The organism is Acidisoma sp., assembly GCF_035492295.1.
Classification (GTDB): Bacteria; Pseudomonadota; Alphaproteobacteria; order Acetobacterales; family Acetobacteraceae; genus Acidisoma.
On sequence record NZ_DATJJK010000009.1, the window covers coordinates 1 to 20,921 of the forward strand.

Sequence of the window (20,921 nt, forward strand, 5' to 3'; positions counted from 1 at the left end):
TGCGGTGCCACAGGCGTGCGAACAGAATCTCCACGGGCGCATAGGCCATATAGAAGGGATAGGAGATCCGGCCGAGCGGCAGAAATCCTGGAATGCGCGCCAGAAACGGGCGCTTTGCGGCCGCCAGTGCCCAGAGGAGGAACCAGAGACCGAAGGTGACCAAGGCGTCTCCCGCCATCATATGCGGCCGCGCCCAGATGCCAACGGCCGCGAGCAGGAGCCCCAGGGCGGCAGCCAGGCCAGGGCGGAGCGGGACGCTGCCACGCAGCATGCGGGCGAGACAGATGCCGCTGAAAAATTCCGGTAAAAAACGCGGCAGCGCACCCTGGTAGCTGAGATTGAGGCCGACCGGGGAGACCAGCGTCACCGCCAGCAGGGCGAGACCGGATAGCACCGCCCCGAGGGCGGCGCGCCGCGGCGCAAGGCCCGCGACGCCAAGCGAGAGGAACGGGAACAGCAGATAGCCCACCCATTCGGTGCTGATCGACCAGGACGGGTAGTTCCAAGTCCAGCCGCGGCTGAGGCCAAGCCCGTTCAGCAGGAAGAGCTGCAGAAGAAACTCCCGCCCGTCCGCCCGCAGCGCCTGATGCGGATGGATGCCGCCCGCTCGCGCCAGAAGATAGGCAGCGGCCAGGAGCAACAGTATGGCGAGCGCGGTCGGATAGAGCCGCACCAGCCGCCGCCACCAGAATCGGGCCAGGGCAGAGCGCTCCGGAACGGCATGGGGATAGCGATGAGCGAGCACGAGACCCGACAGGATGAAAAATCCGTCCACGCCGAGATAGCCGCGAGCGATGCCGCTATCGAGGTCCACGAAGTGCAGGTGCAGGTTGGTATGGTACAGGAAAACCCAGAGCGCGAAGCAGGCACGCACGGCCGTCAGATCAGCGAGGGTGGCGCGCGGATTGTTGAACTCGCCCAAAATCTATTCTTCGGGACAAGCAGAGGATTTCGCCATTTCAGAAATCCCTGAACAAGAACGCTAAATTTCTATTTTTCGATATTTATGCGTGACAGACGGTTCTTGCATAGATAAAGAAAAGGCCCGCGCGCTAAAGCGCTGCGGGCCAAGTTTAGGGAGGAAACGCCAGTCACACGGCAGAACGAGGATCAACCTCGTCTGGACTGGATAATGAAATCTCTTGTCCGATGCGTCCAATAAAAATGGTCGCGAAATTGGACAAATATCGCCGATTCAGACAGTGACTTGCCTAAATCGGCGCCATTTTCGATCTCCTGATCAAAAAGAAAGCAGAACCCTTTCGGGTCCTGCTTTCTTGCGTTCTCAGCCCGGTTGGATTTCCGCCGAGGGCTGCTCGATTGCGATATGAGCGGGCGGCGCTTTTCCCGCCCGGTCCGCCCCGAAATAGATCGTCTGATGTGGAAAGGGGATTTCGATCCCGAGTTCGTCGAAGCGCCGCTTCATGCGGCGGTTGAACTCTCGCATCACCGTCCACTGATGGATCGGCCGGGTCTTGATGCGGCATTTGATGACGACGGCCGAGTCGCCAAAACTGTCGAGGCCCAGCATCTCCATCTTGTCCGTGATACGCCACGCGAAATCCTCTTCCTGCCGCAGTTCTTCGGACAGCTGGATCACCACCTGCATCACGTAATCCACGTCCTCCCGATAGGCGACGCCGATGGAGAAGAGCGCGAAAGCAAAGTCCTTGGTCATGTTCTTGACCGTGCTGACCTCGCTGAAGGGCACGATGAGGACGGTGCCGCTCTGATCGCGCAGGCGGATGGAACGGATGGTGATCTGTTCGACGAAGCCGGAATGACCGTTGCCGACATCGACCACGTCACCCACCGAGACTGCGTCCTGCATCAGTACGAAGACGCCGGTGATGACGTCTTTCACCAGGCTCTGCGCGCCGAAGCCGACCGCGATGCCGACGATACCGGCGCCGGCCAGGAGGGGGGCGATGTTCACGCCGAATTCGGACAGGGCGATGAGCACGACGATGATGCCGAGCACGATGGCGAAGGCCTTGCGGAACAGCGGCAGCACGGTGCGGATGCGGGCCGAGCGCGCGACCACCGCGGTGTCGACGTCCGGCCCGCTTGCACCAAAGCTTGGCCGCGCAAGATAGAGCTCGATGAGAAGGCTCACCGCTTCCCAGACGACCACGCTGATGATGGCAGTCACTAGGGTCGCGCAAGTGCGGCCGATGAACCATTGGCCGGCGGGTGACGTTACCAGGCCGATGGTGCCGAGACCCCAGGCCTCGAGGATGAAGATCACCGCGATGATGTCCACAATCGCTCGACCGATGTTGATGATGAGCGGGGCATAGAGATTGACCCGGTTCTGCAGCCCCGGCACGCGTTCCCCCAGCGCCGGCGAGATTGCGAGAAAACGGCCCAGAAGGGTCGTCCCGGCCATGATGACGAAGCGTGCGACAACGCAGGCCGCAATGGTGAGAATGGAGGCCCGCAGCAGGAAGTCGAAACTGCCGGGCACTCCCGCCGCCCAAACTCCATAGACGCCGATCAGATACAGGATCGCGAGGACGTGCCAGATTTCCGCGAGACGTCCGCGCATTTGCCCGAAAGCGCTGCCCTCCCTGTGGCCACGGATCAGGCTCGCGACCGGCCTGCGATTCTGCAGCACCAGCATGACCACAAGACTCAGGAAGAGGAGGCCGAGCACCCGGATGATGATGTCGTATTGCGGCCGTGGCAGGCCGATCTGCTGTGCGAATTCCGCGGCAAAGCCGACATAGACAAGCAACTGGCTGAGGCGGGAAACCCAAATGAGCCAGTAATCTGCGCTCGCCTCGTCAAGCGCTATGAGCCGCGTGCCGTCGGCAGCCGGCCGCAGCAGCGCCGCGGCGACGGCCTGTATCGCCAGGACGATCGCCATGGCGTTGAGGAGATCGAGGGTCAGCAGCCGCGCCTCAGGCGCCATGCCGGGCAAGGCGGCGCCAATCGAGAGTGCGGCATAGCCCAGGGCCATGAAGGCCGCGATCGGCAGCAGGCCGAGAATGATCAGGATCACTGCCTTGAATAGCTTGATCCAGATGGGACCGTGGGCCGAGTGGAAGAAACGCCGACGCAGGCCGAAGACCAGGAACAGCACAACTTGGCGGGCAGCGAGCGCGAGTGCGACGACTACGACCACGAGCGCCAGTCCGCGGAGTACCGCGATGCGTCGGGCGGGCTGGGAGACCACATCCGCGCCCCAGACGGCGACGCCGGTGAATGGTGCCGAGGCCGCCGTCGCGGCGATTGCCCCGCCGACGTAATTGGCGCCGCCGGACAGCACACCGATCAACGCCTCGCCGGGGCCTGAACCGGTCTTGGCCGAGGGCGCCGGTTTGGCCGGCGCGGCAGCGCCCCCTGCCGGATGGCTCTGCTGGGCGGCGATGAGCGCCTGGATTTTGGCGAGCAGATCGGCGCGCCGCGCCGGGTCCTGCAGCGTGTCGGCAAGATTTTGGAGATCCGAGGTGCTGGGGGCAGAAGCGGGAGACGTCGCGACCGTTGCCGGTTTGGGTGCCGATTGCGGCACCTGTGCCCGCGCGGCACCGGCACCGAAGCCGAGCGCCAGGATGAACACGCCCAGGAGGAGGAGGAGCTGGCGGAGCTGAGGGACTGGCCTCGGCCTATCGGAAAGCGACCGCGCCGCGGAGATTTTGGATCGTCTGTTGGTGGCGCTATTGCTCATCATCACCCATGGGTCTCGGGGTTGGGGACGGGCACCGGGCAAGCCGCGGGTACGATCACCCGCCGGGCTCGGCCGGCGCAGAAGGTCTGAGCCGTCAGGGTTTCCTACCCTTCCGCCCGGGAGGCAAGCCGGGTGGGCGCGCTTTGCCGGCGGCGAGGCGATGCCGCCACATCGCAGCATCGTCACCGGCTGCGCGCCATTTGGCAAAATCACAGTGTGGACTGAGAAGGACAGGCCTCCGCCAGCCCGGCCGGGCACCGGGGTGACATTTTCGCGATGGCCTCAATGGCGGCGGGGCTAGCCCGCGCGTCCGCGGCACTCTGGCAGGATGCGGGCGCCGGATGCAGAACGGGCGGGAGGATGATTCCCCCGCCCGTTCCCTCTCATCGGCTGTCCGAAGGCGTCAGCGCTTCCACCAGCCGCGACGCTTGGCGCCGGCCGGCGTGTCCACGCCCACCACGATCGGCTTGATCACCGGACCTGCCTCTGCCTCGGCGAGTTCCAGCACCGGCTCAGGCGCGGCCGGCTCAGGCGCCGCCGGCTCAGGCGCGGCCTCGGCTGCCTCTGGTTCCGCCACGACTTCGGCCTTCCCCCGACGCGCCGGACGACGGCGCGCCGGCTTGGCAGGCGCCTCCTCGGCCGGAGCTTCCCCGGCCACCGGCTCCGCAACCGGGGCCGCTTCGGCCACGGTTTCCACCGCAACCTCAGCCGCCTTCGGCTTGCGCGCGCGGCTGGCGCGCGGCTTCTTGACCGGAGCGGCGGCAGGTTCCTCCGTCGCCGCGACGGTCTCGGTAGCGATCGTCTCGGCCGGCTGAGGCGCGGTCGCCACGGGCTCTACAGCCACAGGCTCCGCCATCGCGGGCTCAGCCGGGGCCGCCGCCATCGCCGAGGCGTCTTCTACTGCGACTGCCGGCGCGGGCGGCACAGGCGCCGTCCGGGCCGGCAGCGCCACCGGCGTGGAGTCCACATCCGCCTCAGGCTCGAAGGCCGCAAAAAGCGCGTCGATCTGGCCGAAGAAGGGATCGGCCGGGGTCGGGCCACGATAGCTTTCGACCGGCGCCGGCGCCATCGGCTCTGCCATGCCCGGCGCACGCCCGGCCCGGCCACGCCCGCCGCGGCGGCCGCGACGGCCACGACGGCTTTCGCCATCTTCGGACGCCGAGGGACCAGGCTGTTCCGGCACCGGTTCGGCGGGCGGCATGATCTCCGGCCCAGGCTCTCCCGGCACACCGGGAACCTCCGGCTGCGGTCCGCCCGGAGGCGGCAGTTCAGGCCCACGGCCCGGCTCGAAAGGGCCAGGCCCGGGGACCGGCTGCGGCACCGGCGGCACCGCCGGCTCCTGCGGGGCGGGACCCGGCTCTGGCGCCGCCAGCTCAGGCGCCGCTGCCATCTCGTCTTCGTCCTCGCCCTCGTCGCCTGTGCCCTCGTCACCCATCGCGACCTGGACGCCATTGTCGTCGCGGCGACCACGGCGACGACGGCGGCGACGACGGCGACGCTCACCGCCCTCTTCACTCCGCCCCGTCTCGCCCTCGGCAGCCGGTGCCCCGGCGGCCGGTGTTCCTGTCGTCAGCGCCTCGGCGATCGGCGCAGCAGCAGCCGGCGCATCGGCCACGAGCGCAGCGTTGCGGACAGAACCCGCACTCTCCTCTTCGGTCCCCTCTTCCCGGCTCGCATAATCCATGGCGATCGGCGCGCCTGGACCCGCTGGAGCCTCGGCCGCGATATAGGGCCGCACCTTCTCGATGCGGATCTGCGGCGCGATCAGCTTCTCATCGGCCAGCAGCACAACCTGCAGCCCATGCGTCCGCTCGATCGCCATCAGGCGGTCGCGCTTGAAGTTGAGGATGTACATGGCGACGGCGCCCGCCACATGCACGTTGATCTCGGCCGAGCGGCGGCGTGCGGCCTCGTCCTCAATCGCCCGCAGCACATGGATCGCCGCACTTTCAACGCTGCGGACGGTGCCGGTGCCGAGGCAGTGCGGGCAGGTGATGAAGGCCGTTTCTGTGATCGACGGGCGCAGCCGCTGGCGGCTCATCTCAAGCAGACCGAAATGGCTGATCGAGCCCACCTGGATGCGGGCACGGTCGTTCTTCAGCGCCTCCTTCATCCGGCGCTCGACCATCCCATTATGCTTGCGGCTCTCCATGTCGATGAAGTCGATGACGATGAGCCCGGCCAGATCGCGCAGCCGGAGTTGGCGGGCCGCTTCGTCGGCCGCTTCCAGATTGGTGCGCAGCGCCGTCTCCTCGATATTCCGCTCGCGCGTCGCGCGTCCGGAATTAACGTCGATGGCGACGAGTGCCTCGGTCTGGTTGATGACCAGATAGCCGCCCGATTTCAGCTGAACCGTGGGGCTCACCATGGCGTCGAGCTGCATCTCGACCTGATGCTTGGCGAAGAGCGATGTGTCATGCCCGCGCCAGAACTGAACCTTCGCGGCGTGCTGCGGGGTCAGCATGCGCATGAAGTCGCGCGCCGCCTTCCAGGCGGCCTCGCCATCGACCAGCACTTCCTCGATATCGCGCGTGTAGCCATCGCGGATGGCGCGCTTGATGAGGTTCGCTTCCTCATAGACAAGCGCCGGCGCGACGGATTTGAGCGTGAGATCGCGGATATCGTCCCAGAGGCGAAGCAGATATTCGCAGTCGCGCCGGATTTCAGGCTTCGGCCGATTGGCACCCGCGGTACGGACGATCATGCCCATGCCTGCCGGCATGTCCACTTCCTTGATGACCTCGCGAAGGCGCTTGCGGTCGGCAACCGAGGTGATCTTGCGGGATACGCCGCCGCCGCGCGGCGAATTCGGCATCAGCACACAATAGCGGCCGGCCAGGGAGAGATAGGTGGTCAGCGCCGCGCCTTTGGTGCCGCGCTCCTCCTTCACCACCTGGATCAACAGGATCTGGCGACGGTGGATGACTTCCTGAATCTTGTAGTTGCGCACGAAGCGCGAGGGCGGCCGGCGGTCGCCATTTTCTTCGGTATTGTCGCTGCCGCCGAAGGTCTCGGGCGCCTCGGGCTCGCCATCACCCTCGTCGGACGTCTCCTCGTCAGAAACATCCTCGCGCGGTTCGGCCGGCGTCTCGCCGCCCTCATCAGAGGGCGGAACTTCGCCGATGACGATTTCCCGCACCGAGGCAGCAGGCTGGGCAATGACGTTCTCGGCTGCCCGCTCCTCACCCTCGGCGGCGACCGCGGCCTCAAAAGCCGGTTCCAGCGCGTCGAGTTCGGAGGTGATGGGATGGGTTTTGGTGGTGGCGCGAGCTTCCGCCGCTTCCTCGGCCGCTTCCTCGGCGGCCTCGGCATCGGCTTCGGCCTGCGCGGCCGCGGCTTCCGCCTCGATCAGCTTCTGCCGATCGGCGACCGGGATTTGGTAATAGTCGGGATGGATTTCGCTGAAGGCCAGGAAGCCGTGGCGATTGCCGCCGTATTCGACGAAAGCGGCCTGAAGGCTCGGCTCGACCCGGATCACCTTAGCAAGATAGATGTTCCCTTTGATCTGCTTCTTGGTCGAAGTTTCGACGTCAAAGTCTTCTAGGCGGTTGCCGTCAAGGACGACGACACGGGTCTCCTCCGGATGCGTCGCGTCGATAAGCATGCGCTTGGTCATGAGAAACTGGACTCCGGCGCGCTTCGCAAGGAAGCGCGGCCGCCAGAGGGCGGCTTTTCAAAAGTGGGGGATATGACGGGTCCATGATCGACATGAGGGATGACCGGGCTCTCGCCAGCGAAATCGTCGCCGTTGGGAGAAGTGCGGTCATGAAGGTCGAACGGGTCCCTAACTCATAAATGCAGAGCGATACCGGCCTGCTGCCGGGCGATCGCTGAAACGATAGCGTCCGCCATCCGCCCCTCCTTCCGTCCTGGCGGCATCAAGCCGCCGGCGGGTTTGGGAATGGTCGCAAGCCGACCAGTCAGACGAATGCGGTGGAGCCTCGAAAAGGGGGCCAACGTCCTGGCCCAGCCCATTTCAAATCTCGAATCGCAAAATGGCCCAAAGCCCCCGCACATGCAAGGGCGGCGGGGGCAGCACCGCCCTCACGACCAAGGGTGATCGCCGCGTGACACATAATTTATTTCAATTCAAACGGAAGCACTGATATTTGAAGAGGTGAGATGAAGAAACCCATCGCTGTCTTCCGTCCCGACGATCGGAGCTTCCGCTCATGACAGATGAGACCCACGACCCCCACGACCGCATGAACGAGCGGCGGTTGCTGCTTAGCCTCGGCGTCAGCGCGACGGTCCTGATCCCGGCCTGGCTGCGCCCGGCCATCGCCCGGGCCGCCTCCAAACACGAGCTGCACCAGAATCGGTTGCTCGCCAAGCCGCGCCCGGCCGAAGCGCCGCTGATCATGCTCGATCCCGGCCACGGCGGGAAGGACCCGGGAGCCATCGGCGTCGCCGGCACCTATGAGAAGCATATCGCGCTGATGGCGGCCCACGAACTCAAGAATCGGCTGGAGGCGAGCGGGCGCTATCGCGTCTCCATGACGCGGGCCAAGGATCTCTTCATTCCGCTGGAGGACAGGGTCTCTATCGCGCAGGACCGCGGCGCGCATCTCTTCGTCTCGATGCATGCCGATTCAATCCCCGATCATTCCGTGCGCGGGGCGAGCGTCTATACGCTGTCGAGCAACGCATCGGACAAGCAGACCGCGATCCTCGCCCAGCGCGAAAACAGTTCGGACCGCTTCGCCGGGCCGGGCTTCAAAGGCGTGACGCCGGCCATCGCCCGCATCCTCGCCAGCCTCGTCGGGCGCGAGACGCGCATCGGCTCGGCCCGACTGCAGCAGGACATGGTCGACCATCTCGCCAATCAGACCGACCTGCTGACACGCCCGGCCCGGCACGCCGCCTTCGTCGTGCTCAAATCCGCGGAGATTCCGAGCGTCCTGGTCGAGATGGGATTCATGTCCAATTACAAGGACGAATCGGCGCTGCGCCAATACGCCCACCGGCAGCGCATCACGCTCGCCATGCAGAACGCTGTCGACGCCTGGTACATCGCCCAGAAATCGGCGCGAATGGCGGGATAGCGAAAGTGGCCCTAGCGTAACCCTCCTTCCCGCCCTATGTCCGCCGTGATTGGCGGCTACTGGGCGCCAGCAACGACAAGGAATGATTGCGGATGCCCGGCCCCTTGAGAGCCGGCGACCCCATGGCACGTCCCTCCGGGGGCGGTCGCGGCGGCGGCGGTAACGGCAGTGGTGGTGGCGGCAATGGCCAGCCGCCTAATGGACCGAAGGGCGGCGGGCGGAATCCGAAGCCGAAGAAGGACAAAACGCGCGCCCGGCGCCGCGGTGGTGCGGGCTTTATCGCGGCTCGGGCCGTCACCAGCCTCTTCGCCCTTGGCGCCGTGCTCGTGGTTGCCGGCGGCATCGGCGGCTATGCCGCCTACCGCTATTACACGGCCGACCTGCCGAGCATCGACGGGCTGCGCAATTACCAGCCTCCCGTGATGAGCCGCGTCTATGCGAGCGACATGCAGCTGGTCTCCGAACTCGCGACCGAGCGGCGCATTTACACGCCCTTCGAGGATATCCCGCCCCTCCTCGCCCAGGCGTTCATCTCGGCCGAGGATCAGAATTTCTGGCATGAGCCAGGCATCGATCCCCTCGCCATCGTGCGCGCGGGGGTGACCGACATCTCGCTCATCGGCTCCGGCCGCCGGCCCATCGGCGCCTCGACGATCACGCAGCAGGTGGCCAAGAACATTCTGCTGCAGAACCACATCAACTTCGCCCGCAAGGTGCAGGAGGCGGTGCTTGCCGTCCGCATCGATCATGCCATGAGCAAGCAGCGGGTGCTCGAGATCTATCTCAACGAGATCTATCTCGGCGAGCAGGCCTATGGCGTGACGGCGGCGGCCTCCGCCTATTTCGCTGAGCCGCTCGACAAGCTGACCATTGCCCAGGACGCGATGCTCGCTTCGCTCCCCAAGGCACCCTCGAATTACGATCCCTACCGGCACCCGGACGCGGCCCTCGCCCGCCGCAACTGGGTGATCGACCGCATGGCCGATGACGGGGCCATCACCCGGGATCAGGCGAAGGCCGCCAAGACCGAGCCGCTGCTGACCAAGATGAGCGGCCGCCCGGCCACCGTGGCGGGGGCCGGCTATTTCGCCGATGCGGTGCGTCAGCAGCTGGTCCAGCTCTTCGGGGATAAGCGCGCGACCGATGGCGGTCTCGTCGTCTACACGAGCCTCGACCCCAAGCTTCAAGCAGTCGCCGATTCCTCGCTGCGCCGTGGTCTCGTCGACTACGACCGCGCCCATGACGGCTGGCGTGGTGCCGTCGCCCATATCGATCTCTCTGCCGGCAACTGGCAGGCGGCACTGCAGAAGATTGGCCCGCCGAAGGGTATTCTGCCGCAGTGGCGGCTGGCCGTGGTGCTCGGAACGACGGCGAAGACCGCGAATGTCGCTTGGCTCGCGCCCGGCATGCGCGGCAAAGCAGGGCCCGAGGAAAGCGGCACGCTTGACCTCGCGAGCCTGCGCTGGGCCCGCCGCGCCGGGGATTACGGCACCCATCTCGGCCCCGCTCCGCGCACCATGACGGATGTCGTCTCGGCCGGTGACGTGGTGATGGTCGAGCCCGGCGACAGCAACGGGAAGACCGGCGACAGCCGCAGCGTGACACTCTGCCAGATCCCGCAGGTGCAAGGCGCCGACGTGACCTTGGATCCTGCGACAGGCCGCGTTCTCGCCATGGCCGGCGGCTGGAGCTATGGCCTTAGCCAATTCAATCGTGTCACCCAGGCCGAGCGCCAGCCCGGGTCGGGCTTCAAGCCGATCGTCTATCTGACGGCCATGGAGCAGAACATTCCGCCCGATGCGACGGTTCTGGATGCCCCCTTCGTCATCAACATGTCCGACGGCACGCAATACCGTCCGGGCAATTACGAGGCCAACTTCCTCGGGCCTATCCCGCTGCATCACGCGCTCGAGGAATCGATCAACCTTGCCACCCTGCATCTCGCGGCCCGCATCGGCCTGCCCGCCATCGCCCAGACCGCGCAGGATTTCGGCGTGGTCGACAAAATGCCGCTGCTCTACCCAGCGGTGCTCGGCGCCATCGAGACGACAATGCTGCGCCTCGCCTCCGCCTATGCCGGCTTCAGCCAGCTGGGCCGGCAGGTAACGCCGACCTTCATCGACCGGGTGGAAGATCCGCAAGGCCATGTCATTTACCGCGCGCCAGAAGTGAGCTGCACCAACTGCACCAATGGCGACCCGAGCAAGCCCCCTGCCCTGGTCTATAATGGGAAGCAGCTGGCCGACCCGCAAAGCACCTTCCAGCTCGTGACGATGATGCAGGGCGTGATGACCAACGGCACCGGCCGGGTCGCTGATCGTGGGCTGCAGGCCTGGACGCCCGCGGGCAAGACCGGCACGACCGAGGATTTCCAGGATGCCTGGTTCACCGGCTTCACGCCGACGCGCGTGACCTCAGCCTGGGTCGGTTTCGACAATCCGAAGAGCCTTGGCGAGGGTGAGCAGGGTGCGACTGTCGCAGGCCCGATCTGGAACCGGCTGATGACGGCCGCGCTCCAGGACGAGCCGAAAATCCCCTTCGCGCAACCCTCGGGCATCGAGATGCGCAATACGGGCGGGGTCATGGAGGCCTTCAAAACCGGCGAGCCGAACGGCGGCAATGTCGATCAGCCTTCGGCGAGTGCCGGAGGTGTGGTTTCTGGCGGCGCCACAGGCGGAGACGGCAATGCTTCCGTCCCTGCCCCGCCCTCCGCGGGGGGCACGGGTTCCGGAACCGGTATCGACAACTCCGTGGGCGGATTGTATTAGGCCGCCCATGTCCGCCGAGACCGAAGCCCTTTCCGAACAGATCAAGCAGTCCGTCACGCTGCTGAGGAGGCATCTTTGACTGGGATGTCGCCACAACGCGCCTCGACGAACTGAATCAGCGCGCCGAAGATCCCGATCTCTGGAACGATGCCGCCGCCGCTCAAGCTATGATGCGCGAGCGCACGCGCCTGCAAACGGGCATCGATGGCGTGCGTGCCATCGAAAGCGAGCTCGCCGATACGCTCGACCTTGTCGAGATGGCTGAGGCCGAAGGCGATGCTGGCATGGTGCAGGATGCCGTGGGGGTGCTGAACCGGCTCGCCGAAGAGGTGAAGCTGCGAGAGATCGAAAGCCTGCTTTCGGGCGAAGCCGACGGCAACAACGCCTTTATGGACATCAATGCCGGCGCCGGTGGCACCGAGGCCCAGGACTGGGCTGAGATGATGCAGCGCATGTACATGCGCTGGGCCGAAAAGCACGGCTACAAGACCGAAATCATGGAAACCTCGGAAGGGGAGCAGGCGGGCATCAAATCCGTGACCATCAAGGTCACCGGTCCGAGCGCCTATGGCTGGCTGAAGACGGAAGCGGGCGTGCACCGTCTGGTGCGCATCAGCCCTTTCGATTCGGCCGCGCGCCGCCAGACGAGCTTTGCAAGCGTCTATGTCTATCCCGAGGTCGACGATACGATCGAAATCGAAATCAATCCGGCCGATCTCAAGGTCGATACCTTCCGGGCTTCGGGCGCGGGTGGCCAGCACGTCAATAAGACCGAAAGCGCGATCCGCATCACCCATGTGCCCTCGGGCATCATTGTCGCCTGCCAGACGGACCGCAGCCAGCATCGCAACCGGGCGACAGCCATGGCCATGCTGAAGGCCAAGCTCTACGAACTTGAACTGAAGAAGCAGGAAGACGCGGCGAACGAGGCGGCCGCCTCCAAGACCGATATCGGCTGGGGCCACCAGATCCGCTCTTATGTTCTGGCGCCGTACCAGCTGGTCAAGGACCTCAGAACGAACGTAGAAAAGGGCAATCCGGCCGCTGTGCTGGATGGCGAGTTGGACGCGTTCATGGCGGCGGCCTTGGCCGCCCGGGTGGGCGCCACCCGCAGCGAGGCGAGCGCCGCCGCCCGCTGAACGGACGTGGTCCCTCGCCGTGCTGGATGAGGGATCTTCCGTCGATGTCGCTGCAATCGCCCTGGCTGTCGCTGCTCGCCCTCGGGCTCATGTTGCTGGCGGTGTTTTGCGGCGCGGCGATTCGCAGGCGTTGGCCTGAGCATCACACCAACCGCGAGACGATTGAACTTCTGCAGACCACGGTGATGCTGCTCGCGACTTTCGCGGCCATCGTGCTCGGCCTGCTCATCACCTCGGCCAAATCCGATTTTGACGACCTGCAGAACGATATCCGCAGCTTCTCGGCAACGCTCGTGCAGCTTGACTATGGCCTGCAGGATATTGGCCCCCAAACAGCGCCGATCCGGCAGAGCCTGGTCCGCTATGCCGCCGCGGCAACCGCCGCGGTGTGGCGGGACCAGCCGGCGCCCCCGGGCAATTACTACCCCAACATTCCGCCCTCCCATACGCCGGGCCTGAGCACGGCCGCCCCGGTCCTCGGGCAGATGCTGGAGCGGACGAATTCCGCGCTGGAGGCATTGGCACCGAAGACCCCCGCCGAGACCCGCCGGCAAACGGCCGCGCAACGTCTGATGAACGTCGCCATCGACCAGCGCTGGCGGATCGTCGAGGCATCGCAGGGAACGCTGTCGAGCCCCTTTTTCGCGGTGCTCGTGTTTTGGACCGTCGTGATCTATCTCTGCTTCGGGCTGAGCGCGCCGCTCAATCGAATCAACCTGATGGCACTGACGCTGAGTGCACTCGCCCTCAGCTCCGCCCTCTTCGTGATCATCGACCTCTACACGCCCTTCTCGGGCCCTTTCACGGTCTCCAGCCTGCCTATGCGAGCGGCGATCGAACAGATGCTGAAGCAGCCGGGCAACACGCCGCCGCCCTGGCCGCCGGGCTGCCAACCGGACGCGTCAACCTGCTAGAGGGTGAGCCACCGCTGAGGTGAATCGCGTCCGCGACGCTTTTCGACCGATTGGACCTAAAGGACGATCCGTCAGGCTTTCTCGGCGGAAGGCCCATCGCCGGGGTGCCGCTCGCCATGTGGCATGAGATACTTGTCGACCTCGAGCCGCAATTCGTCGATCGCGGTGATGGAGACGGGATCGATTGCCTCGATCGCGGTTAGGATCGTCTGGCAAGCATCGCGCAGGGCATGAAGCACGCCGTGACCCAGATCCTCCGGCCCGCCGGGGCCTGGCCCGCGGGCGATGGCCGCTTCGATCCTTGCGGCTTCGTCATCATGGCCCTGGGCCCGCAGCTGGCGGGCGAGAGCCTCGGCACGCATGGCAGGAGTTTTCTGGTCGTCGCTCATAGCCTCGTCGTCCGGTGATTGGGCTTGCAGGTGTGTCCCCTCCTCCTCGCCCGGTCAAGCGGCAGCGGGCCGGGGCGCCTCAATGCCCGCCCCCACCGCCGCCACCCTTGCTCGGCGAAAAGAGGAAGGCGAGCGGCACCACACAGAAAGCAGCGATGCCGCAATAGACGAACAGGTCCCGGTAGGCGAGCATCGCCGCCTGGGTCGTGAACATCTTGTCGATCTGCGCCGGCAGCATGGTCTGGATCTGGCTCGCCGCGTAACCGAGGCTGGTCAGCGTGCCGCGCAGCTGCTGCTCCAACACCTGATAGGGCTGCCAGAGCGGCGTCAAATAGCGCTGCAGATAGGCCATGTGCGTCTGGGTCCGTTCCGTGACCCCGGCGGTCGCCAGCGAAATCCCGATCGAGCCGGCGATGTTGCGCAGCATGACGAAGAGCGAACTCGCGTCGTTGTTGAGCGCCCGGGGCAGGGTCGTATAGGCAATGGTGCTGACGGGCACGAAGAGAAAGCCCAGTCCCAGAACCTGAAAGATGCGCGCGAAAACGAGATTGTCGAAGGCGACGGTCGGTACGACGATCAGGCTGGAATAAAAATAGGAACAGCCGATCAGGAGGAAGCCGAAGGCGATGATGAGGCGCGTCTGCACATTGGGCATCAGGAATCTCGTCACGAAGGGAATCATCACCACGATGGCGATCGCCCCCGGCGACAGGATCAGGCCGGCCCAGGTCGCGGTATAGCCGAGCTGCTGCTGGGCGAGCTGGGGCACCAGCACGGCGCCTGAATAAAGCACCGCCCCCACGCCCGAGATCATCAGCGCGCCAACCGCGAAATTGCGGTCGAGGAAAACCCTGAGATTCACGACGGGCTTTTCCGTGGTCAGCAGCCAGACGATGGCACCGGAAATCCCCACCGCGGCAAGCGTCGCCATCAGCACGATGAAATGCGAGCCGAACCAATCCTCGTCCTCACCGCGGTCCATGAAGACCTGCAGGCAGCCGACGCCGAGCGCGATGAGGCCGAGGCCGATCCAATCCGTATCCACGAAGCGGGCCTTCTGGCGCGTCACCCAGGGCGGATCCTCGACCAGCGCCGCGACCGCGAAAAAGGCAAAGAGACCGACGGGGATGTTGATCCAAAAGATCCACCGCCAGGAATAGCTGTCCGTCAGGATGCCGCCCAAGGTCGGGCCGATGGCCGGCGCGAAAATCACCGCGATGGCGACGACGCCGAAGGCCGCGCCGCGCTTCGCGGGCTCGAAGGTGTCAAGGATGATCGCCTGCTGGTTGGGCTGCAGCCCACCCCCGAAGAACCCCTGCATCAGACGGAAGATCACCATCTCGGACAGCGAAGTCGCCGTGCCGCAGAGGAAGGAACAGAAAACGAAACCCGCGATACAGATGAGGAAATAGCGCTTGCGACCGATGACGCGCCCGATGAAGCCCGAAATCGGCAACACGATCCCGTTCGCGACAAGGTAGGAGGTCAGCGTCCAGGTGGCGTCGTCATAGCTGGCCGAGACCGAACCTGCGATATGCGGCAGGGATACGTTGACGATCGTCGTATCCAGGATCTCCATGAAGGCGGCCAGCGTGACGACGACCGCGATCAGCCATGGATTGGCCTTTGGACGCCAGCCGGCGTCCGCAGCATCATGCGCATCGGCCGTCCCGCTCATGGTTGCGGCGGCGCCTCGTTCTCAACGCCCGGCGCATTCCCGTCCTGCACGAACTTGGTGACGTCGACGCTCGGCTCCACGGAAAGACCGAGCGGCAGCGGCATCTTCGGGTCGAGGCCGTGGTCGATGATGATCTTCACCGGCACGCGCTGCACGATCTTGACGAAATTGCCAGTCGCGTTCTCGGCCGGAAAGGCGCTGAAGCGGCTTCCCGATCCCATCTGCACGCTGCCGACATGACCCGTGAGATGCAGGCTCGGATAGGCATCGACGGAAATGTCGACCTCCTGGCCCGGCCGCATCCGGGACAGCTGTGTCTCCTTGAAATTGGCCGTGATCCAGACTTCCGGCACGACGACGCTCATGATCGATTGGCCGGCCGAAAGGTAGTAGCCGACCTCGACATTGCGCTTCGTCACCCAGCCGTCCTGCGGCGCGCGCACGGTCGTATAGGACAGGTTGAGCTTGGCCTGATCCAGCTGCGCCTGGGCGTTCTGGACCAATCCCTTGAGCTGCTCGACCTGCGCCTCGGCGGTTTCGATATTCTGCTGCACCAGCCCCGCCGTCTGCACCTGGCCTTGGGCCTGCTTCAGTTGGCCCTCGGCTTGGCCGACACCGGCAGTGGCCTGGTCGATCTGCTCCTGCGTGGTGGCGGCGCGCGGCACGGCATGCTGGCGGCGATAGCTCTGCTGCGCGTTCAGAAGATTGGACTGGGCGACCTCGAGATTACCCTGCGCTTCAAGCAGATCCGCGGGATAGGTGACGCGCGCCTTGTCGAGCGCGATTTCGGCCGCGTGCAACTGCCCCTGATCCTGGGCGAGCTGGCCCGCCGCCTTGTCGACCGCCGCCTGATAGGTTCGCGGGTCGAGCTGAATGATCGGCTGACCCTTCTTCAGATACTGGTTGTCGTTCACGTAAAGCGCCGTGACCTGGCCGGAGACCCGGGGCGCGATCGAAACCGCGCGGCCATCGGTATAGGCATCGTCGGTGCCGATCAGATTGCGGTTCATCCACCAATAGAAGAAGGCGCCGATTGCGACGACGACCAGAACCAGGATGAAGATAACCCGAGGCAGGATCTTCTTCTTCCCACCCTTGCCGTTCTCCTTGCGGTCCCCCCCATCCGGCTTCTTCTGCTCGCCGCCTGAGGATTGGCTGCCGCCGGAGACGATCTGGGTGCCACCGGCCTGCACCGTGGTCGTGCCCGGATCGCCGCCAGAGACGATCTGCGTACCCCCGCTGCCGACAACGGTTCGCCCAGCCTGGGACTCGGGCGTAATCTCGGAACTGCCACTCACGACTGAGCTGATCTCCATGCTGGCGGAGGGCAGGGCCCTCGAAGCGTCGACGACGTCAGGCTAAGGGGGGCAAAGGTTAAGGGCGGTGCGACAGCAGGCCGGAAAGCACGCTCGGTTCGACAGACCGCCGTGAACCACAACCGCTGACCGATCGGTCAGCGGTAGCCTATTTGGGTCGCCTCGTCGAGCGCGGGAGATGGCCACCCCGCGCATTTGCTTCACAGATTCGTCAGATCGCTGCGATCTGCCGGGTACCGCGCGGTGCTTCCCGGCGCAAAAAAAGCCCGAGGCGGTGGAAGGCCTCGGCGCGCGGATCCCGCGCCCGCCAGAGCAGGCCGATGGTTCGCCCCGGCACGGCGGCCTGCTGGCGGGCAAGGGATATTTCTTCCACCGGGCGGATGATGGCGAGACCTTCGAGCTCCCGACGGTCGTGCAGCGAGAGCAGGGGAAGGAGGGAAAACCCCTCCCCCGCCGCGATCATGTGCCGCAGCATCTCCAAACTGCTTGCGAAGCGCCCCTCGCGGTCTGGCGTCGCGCCGCAGAGCGCGACCGTCTGGTCGCGCAGGCAGTGCCCCTCCTCCAACAGGAGGAAATCCTCCGTCCGAAGGTCCGCGACGGTCAGCCGTGGAAGGCTGGCGACGGCATGGCCTTGCGGAGCCACGAGCTGGAAAGGCTCAAAAAAGAGCGCCATGGCGGTAAAGCCCGGCCCGGGTTCCGGCAACGCGATGAGTGCGAGATCCAGCGCGCCTTGGGCTAACCGCGTAGCAATCTCCTCGGTTTTCCCTTCCTCCAGCCTCAGGCCGAGCTCGGGGAAGGTCGTCCGCAGGGCGTGGAGCACGGAAGGAAGATAATAGGGGCCCAGTGTCGGGATAACACCGAGTCGTAGCGGCCCCGCCAGGGGATCGCCTTGGGAATGGGCCATTTCCAGCAGGCTGCGCGCCGCGCCCAGTACCTCCCGCGCCTGCGCCAGGATGGCCGCTCCCTCGGGGGTGATCTCGACCCCTTTGCGCGAACGTTCGAACAGGGTGAGGCGCAAAACGCCTTCCAGCTTGCGGATCTGTTCGCTGAGTGCCGGCTGGCTAACGCCGCAACGCGCGGCGGCACGGCCGAAATGCCGCAGCTCCGCGACAGTGCAGGCATATTCCAGATCACGCAGGGAAAGTCCTGCCAGGCCGAGCTCAGCCATGGCGGACAGCCGACACTTTTTTCATAGGTTCACCCTATCAAAATCTTAGGAAGAATCAATTTCACCGATCGTGATCGCTCGGCGTATCACAATCCTCGTGGCTAGATACAAGGAGGCTTTTATGGCCGAAGACATGACCCGCCCGACACTGACGAGTACAGCCGGTGCCCCGGTGCCCGACAATCAGAACAGCATTTCTGCCGGCGCCCGCGGCCCGCTGCTGCTCCAGGACTATCTTCTGCTGGAAAAGCTCGCCCACCAGAACCGTGAGCGCATTCCCGAGCGCGTGGTGCATGCCAAGGGCTCCGGCGCCTTCGGCACCTTTACCGTGACTCACGACATTACGAAATACACCAAGGCCTCGATCTTTTCGAAGATCGGCAAGCAGACGGACCTGCTGCTGCGCTTCTCGACCGTCGCCGGCGAGCGCGGCGCGGCCGACGCCGAACGCGACGTGCGCGGCTACTCCCTGAAGTTCTATACGGACGAGGGCAACTGGGACGTGGTGGGCAACAACACGCCCGTCTTCTTCATCCGCGACCCCGTGAAATTCCCGGACTTCATCCATACCCAGAAGCGCCATCCGCGCACCAACATGCGCTCCGCGACCGCGATGTGGGACTACTGGTCCCTGAGCCCGGAGAGCCTGCATCAGGTCGCGATCCTGATGAGCGACCGCGGCCTGCCGGTTGGCTTTCGCAACATCAACGGCTACGGCAGCCATACCTACAGCTTCTGGAACGATGCCGGCGAGCGCTACTGGGTGAAGTTCCACTTCAAGAACCGCCAGGGCCACAAGCATTGGACCAATGAGGAAGCCAACCAGGTCATCGCCAATGACCGCGAAAGCTCCCAGCGCGACCTCTATGAGGCGATCGAACGCGGCGATTTCCCGAAGTGGGATTTCAAGGTGCAGATCATGCCCGAGGCCGATGCGGAAAAGACCCCGTACAATCCGTTCGACCTCACCAAGGTCTGGCCGCATGGGGACTATCCGCTGATCGACGTCGGCGTCTTCGAACTGAACCGCAATCCGGACCACTACTTCGCGGAAATTGAGCAGGCTTCCTTCTCGCCGTCGAACATCGTGCCGGGCATCGGCTTCTCGCCAGACAAGGTTCTGCAGGCCCGCATCTTCTCCTACGCGGATGCGCATCGCTATCGCGTCGGCACGCATTACGAGGCGCTGCCGGTGAACCGGCCGAAGAACGCCGTTCACACCTACCATGCCGATGGCTCCATGCGCTTCGACGCGCCGAAGGGAACGGACGCCTACTACGAGCCGAATTCCTTCTCCGGCCCGGTGCAGGCCCCGAGTGCGAAGGAGCCGCCGCTGCGCATCAGCGGCGACGCCGACCGCTACAATCACCGCGACGGCAATGACGACTACACGCAACCGGGCAATCTCTACCGGATGTTCTCGCCCGAGCAGAAGCAGCGGTTCTTCAACAACATCGCGGCCGCGATGCTTGGCGTGCCCCGCTACATCATCGACCGGCAGATCGGCCATTTCCGCCAGGCCGACCCGAGCTGGGCTGAGGGCGTGGAGGAAGCGATCCGTCGCACCCATCCGCAGGAATCCTCTGCCCCCACCACGGCGGCAGCCGCGGAGTAACCTTCTGCCCCGAAGGGCGAGGTTAGGATAGGAAGGCGGCGGCGCGGGAAGCGCCGCCGCCTTTTTCTTGTTTGCGGCCCCGACCGAGCTCTTTCCAAACCCGTCGCGCTCGGGTCTATCATCGCGCATGATGAACGATCTCACGCCGAGAACTGCCCCCGACGAGGGCACCCGCGCCCAGCACATCGCCATGGGCGCGCTTGCCCTGATCCTGCTGCTGCTCGGCCTTTTCACGCTCAAGGAATTCCTGGGCGGCCTCGCCTGGGCCTCGATCTTCGCGATCGCGTTGTGGCCGCTCTATGAGCGCGCCACCGCTCGGTTCGGCACCGGGCGGCACAACATTCTGCTGCCGACAGTTTTCACACTTGGCGTCGCCCTTATATTCATAGCCCCGATCGGCCTCGTCGCCATCGAGCTCGCGAAGCAGGCGCAGTCCGCGAGCGACTGGCTGCGCGACGCGCGCGCCAACGGCATCCAGGAGCCGGCGTTGCTGGGGCATCTGCCCTTCGCCCATGCTCAGATCGACCGCTGGTGGCAGGACAATCTCGGCAATCCCGGCGGCGCGCAGAAACTGGTGCAGCGCACGACGGGCGGCCATGTCGCACGCGTCAGCCGGATCGTGGGTGAGGCGCTGGTGCATCGCCTGACTGCCTTCGTCTTCACCCTGCTCGCACTATTCTTTCTTTTCCGAGATGGACGGAGCTTGACGCGCCAGATGGAGAAGGCCGCCACCCGCGCCTTCGGCCCGACCGGCGAGCGCATCGGCCTGCAGATTATCGCCTCGATCCACGGCACGGTGAACGGGCTGGTGCTGGTGGGCCTGGTGGAGGGCGCCCTGCTCGGCCTTGTCTATTGGGTGGCCGGGGTGCCGGAGGCGACGGTCTTCGGCATGGTAACCGCCATCGCCGCGATGATTCCCTTCGCCGCTTCCGTGGTCTTCGCCGTGGTAGGTTTGCTGCTGCTGGCCCAGGGCGCGATCGGCTGGGCGATCGGCGTCGTTTGCATCGGGCTCGTCGTGACCTTCCTCGCCGACCATTTCATCCGGCCGGTCCTCATCGGCGGCACGACCAAGCTGCCCTTTCTCTGGGTGCTGCTCGGCATTCTGGGCGGCATCGGCACCTGGGGGATCATCGGCCTTTTCCTGGGCCCCGCCATCATGGCCGCCCTCATTCTGCTGTGGCGCGAATGGGTCGGCGAAGGACCGGTCTGAGCCGCGCTT

13 protein-coding genes are annotated in these 20,921 nt (G+C 65.2%); 6 read left to right on the forward strand and 7 right to left on the reverse strand.

Going from position 1 to position 20,921, the window contains the following annotated elements; translation table 11 throughout:
- From VL752_RS00640 to VL752_RS00650, 3 genes are all read right to left on the reverse strand, one after another.
- Window positions 1–922 (reverse strand): acyltransferase family protein (locus VL752_RS00640; RefSeq protein WP_325351793.1); only part of this gene is annotated, 922 nt, incomplete at its 3' end.
- Between the two features lie 363 nt (window positions 923–1,285).
- The gene (locus tag VL752_RS00645; RefSeq protein WP_325351794.1) at window positions 1,286–3,673 is read right to left on the reverse strand and encodes a mechanosensitive ion channel domain-containing protein; all 2,388 of its coding nucleotides are present in this window, start codon (window positions 3,671–3,673) and stop codon (window positions 1,286–1,288) included.
- A 400-nt stretch (window positions 3,674–4,073) separates the two neighbouring features.
- Complete coding sequence (locus VL752_RS00650) at window positions 4,074–7,286, reverse strand: Rne/Rng family ribonuclease (protein ID WP_325351795.1); 3,213 nt, start codon at window positions 7,284–7,286, stop codon at window positions 4,074–4,076.
- Between the two features lie 556 nt (window positions 7,287–7,842).
- Between VL752_RS00650 and VL752_RS00655 the strand changes: the two genes are divergently transcribed.
- The 4 genes from VL752_RS00655 (at window position 7,843) to VL752_RS00670 (ending at window position 13,536) form a co-directional block, all read left to right on the forward strand.
- Window positions 7,843–8,715, forward strand: a complete 873-nt coding sequence (locus VL752_RS00655; protein WP_325351796.1) for an N-acetylmuramoyl-L-alanine amidase family protein — start codon at window positions 7,843–7,845, stop codon at window positions 8,713–8,715.
- Window positions 8,716–8,837: 122 nt separating this feature from the next.
- Entirely contained in the window at window positions 8,838–11,483 is a 2,646-nt protein-coding gene (locus VL752_RS00660) for a penicillin-binding protein 1A (RefSeq protein WP_325351797.1), read from the forward strand.
- A 7-nt stretch (window positions 11,484–11,490) separates the two neighbouring features.
- A protein-coding gene (prfB, locus tag VL752_RS00665) for a peptide chain release factor 2 (protein ID WP_325351798.1) occupies window positions 11,491–12,622 on the forward strand; the annotation gives its coding sequence in 2 pieces (ribosomal slippage) (window positions 11,491–11,559 and window positions 11,561–12,622; 1,131 coding nt in all).
- A 44-nt stretch (window positions 12,623–12,666) separates the two neighbouring features.
- Window positions 12,667–13,536 (forward strand): hypothetical protein, encoded by an 870-nt coding sequence (locus tag VL752_RS00670; RefSeq protein ID WP_325351799.1) that lies wholly within the window; start codon window positions 12,667–12,669, stop codon window positions 13,534–13,536.
- 71 nt (window positions 13,537–13,607) lie between these two features.
- On the opposite strand, the gene VL752_RS00675 is transcribed toward VL752_RS00670, so the two are convergent.
- The 4 genes from VL752_RS00675 to VL752_RS00690 form a co-directional block, all read right to left on the reverse strand.
- Window positions 13,608–13,925, reverse strand: coding sequence for a hypothetical protein (locus tag VL752_RS00675; protein WP_325351800.1), 318 nt, complete (start codon window positions 13,923–13,925; stop codon window positions 13,608–13,610).
- Window positions 13,926–14,004: 79 nt separating this feature from the next.
- A complete protein-coding gene (locus VL752_RS00680) occupies window positions 14,005–15,603 on the reverse strand; it encodes a DHA2 family efflux MFS transporter permease subunit (protein ID WP_325351801.1) in 1,599 nt (532 codons plus the stop codon).
- Window positions 15,600–16,901 carry an efflux RND transporter periplasmic adaptor subunit gene (locus tag VL752_RS00685; protein WP_325351802.1) on the reverse strand — a complete coding sequence of 434 codons (1,302 nt, stop codon included), beginning with the start codon at window positions 16,899–16,901 and terminating at the stop codon, window positions 15,600–15,602. The genes VL752_RS00680 and VL752_RS00685 overlap by 4 nt, the downstream gene beginning before the upstream one ends.
- 229 nt (window positions 16,902–17,130) lie before the next feature.
- The gene (locus VL752_RS00690) at window positions 17,131–18,087 is read right to left on the reverse strand and encodes a LysR substrate-binding domain-containing protein (RefSeq protein WP_325351803.1); all 957 of its coding nucleotides are present in this window, start codon (window positions 18,085–18,087) and stop codon (window positions 17,131–17,133) included.
- Between the two features lie 121 nt (window positions 18,088–18,208).
- On the opposite strand from VL752_RS00690, the gene VL752_RS00695 reads away from it, so the two are divergent.
- Entirely contained in the window at window positions 18,209–19,702 is a 1,494-nt protein-coding gene (locus VL752_RS00695; RefSeq protein ID WP_325351804.1) for a catalase, read from the forward strand.
- 127 nt (window positions 19,703–19,829) lie between these two features.
- On the forward strand, window positions 19,830–20,912 hold the full coding sequence (locus VL752_RS00700; RefSeq protein WP_325351805.1) for an AI-2E family transporter: 1,083 nt from the start codon (window positions 19,830–19,832) through the stop codon (window positions 20,910–20,912).
- Window positions 20,913–20,921 lie beyond the last annotated feature (9 nt).

Coding starts and splice junctions, on each gene's coding strand:
- VL752_RS00655 (WP_325351796.1), top strand. CDS start 7,843: ATGACAGATGAGACCCACGACCCCCACGACCGCATGAACGAGCGGCGG.
- VL752_RS00680 (WP_325351801.1), bottom strand. CDS start 15,603: ATGAGCGGGACGGCCGATGCGCATGATGCTGCGGACGCCGGCTGGCGT.
- VL752_RS00650 (WP_325351795.1), bottom strand. CDS start 7,286: ATGACCAAGCGCATGCTTATCGACGCGACGCATCCGGAGGAGACCCGT.
- VL752_RS00660 (WP_325351797.1), top strand. CDS start 8,838: ATGGCACGTCCCTCCGGGGGCGGTCGCGGCGGCGGCGGTAACGGCAGT.
- VL752_RS00675 (WP_325351800.1), bottom strand. CDS start 13,925: ATGAGCGACGACCAGAAAACTCCTGCCATGCGTGCCGAGGCTCTCGCC.
- VL752_RS00695 (WP_325351804.1), top strand. CDS start 18,209: ATGGCCGAAGACATGACCCGCCCGACACTGACGAGTACAGCCGGTGCC.
- VL752_RS00700 (WP_325351805.1), top strand. CDS start 19,830: ATGATGAACGATCTCACGCCGAGAACTGCCCCCGACGAGGGCACCCGC.
- VL752_RS00645 (WP_325351794.1), bottom strand. CDS start 3,673: ATGATGAGCAATAGCGCCACCAACAGACGATCCAAAATCTCCGCGGCG.
- VL752_RS00670 (WP_325351799.1), top strand. CDS start 12,667: ATGTCGCTGCAATCGCCCTGGCTGTCGCTGCTCGCCCTCGGGCTCATG.
- VL752_RS00690 (WP_325351803.1), bottom strand. CDS start 18,087: ATGGCTGAGCTCGGCCTGGCAGGACTTTCCCTGCGTGATCTGGAATAT.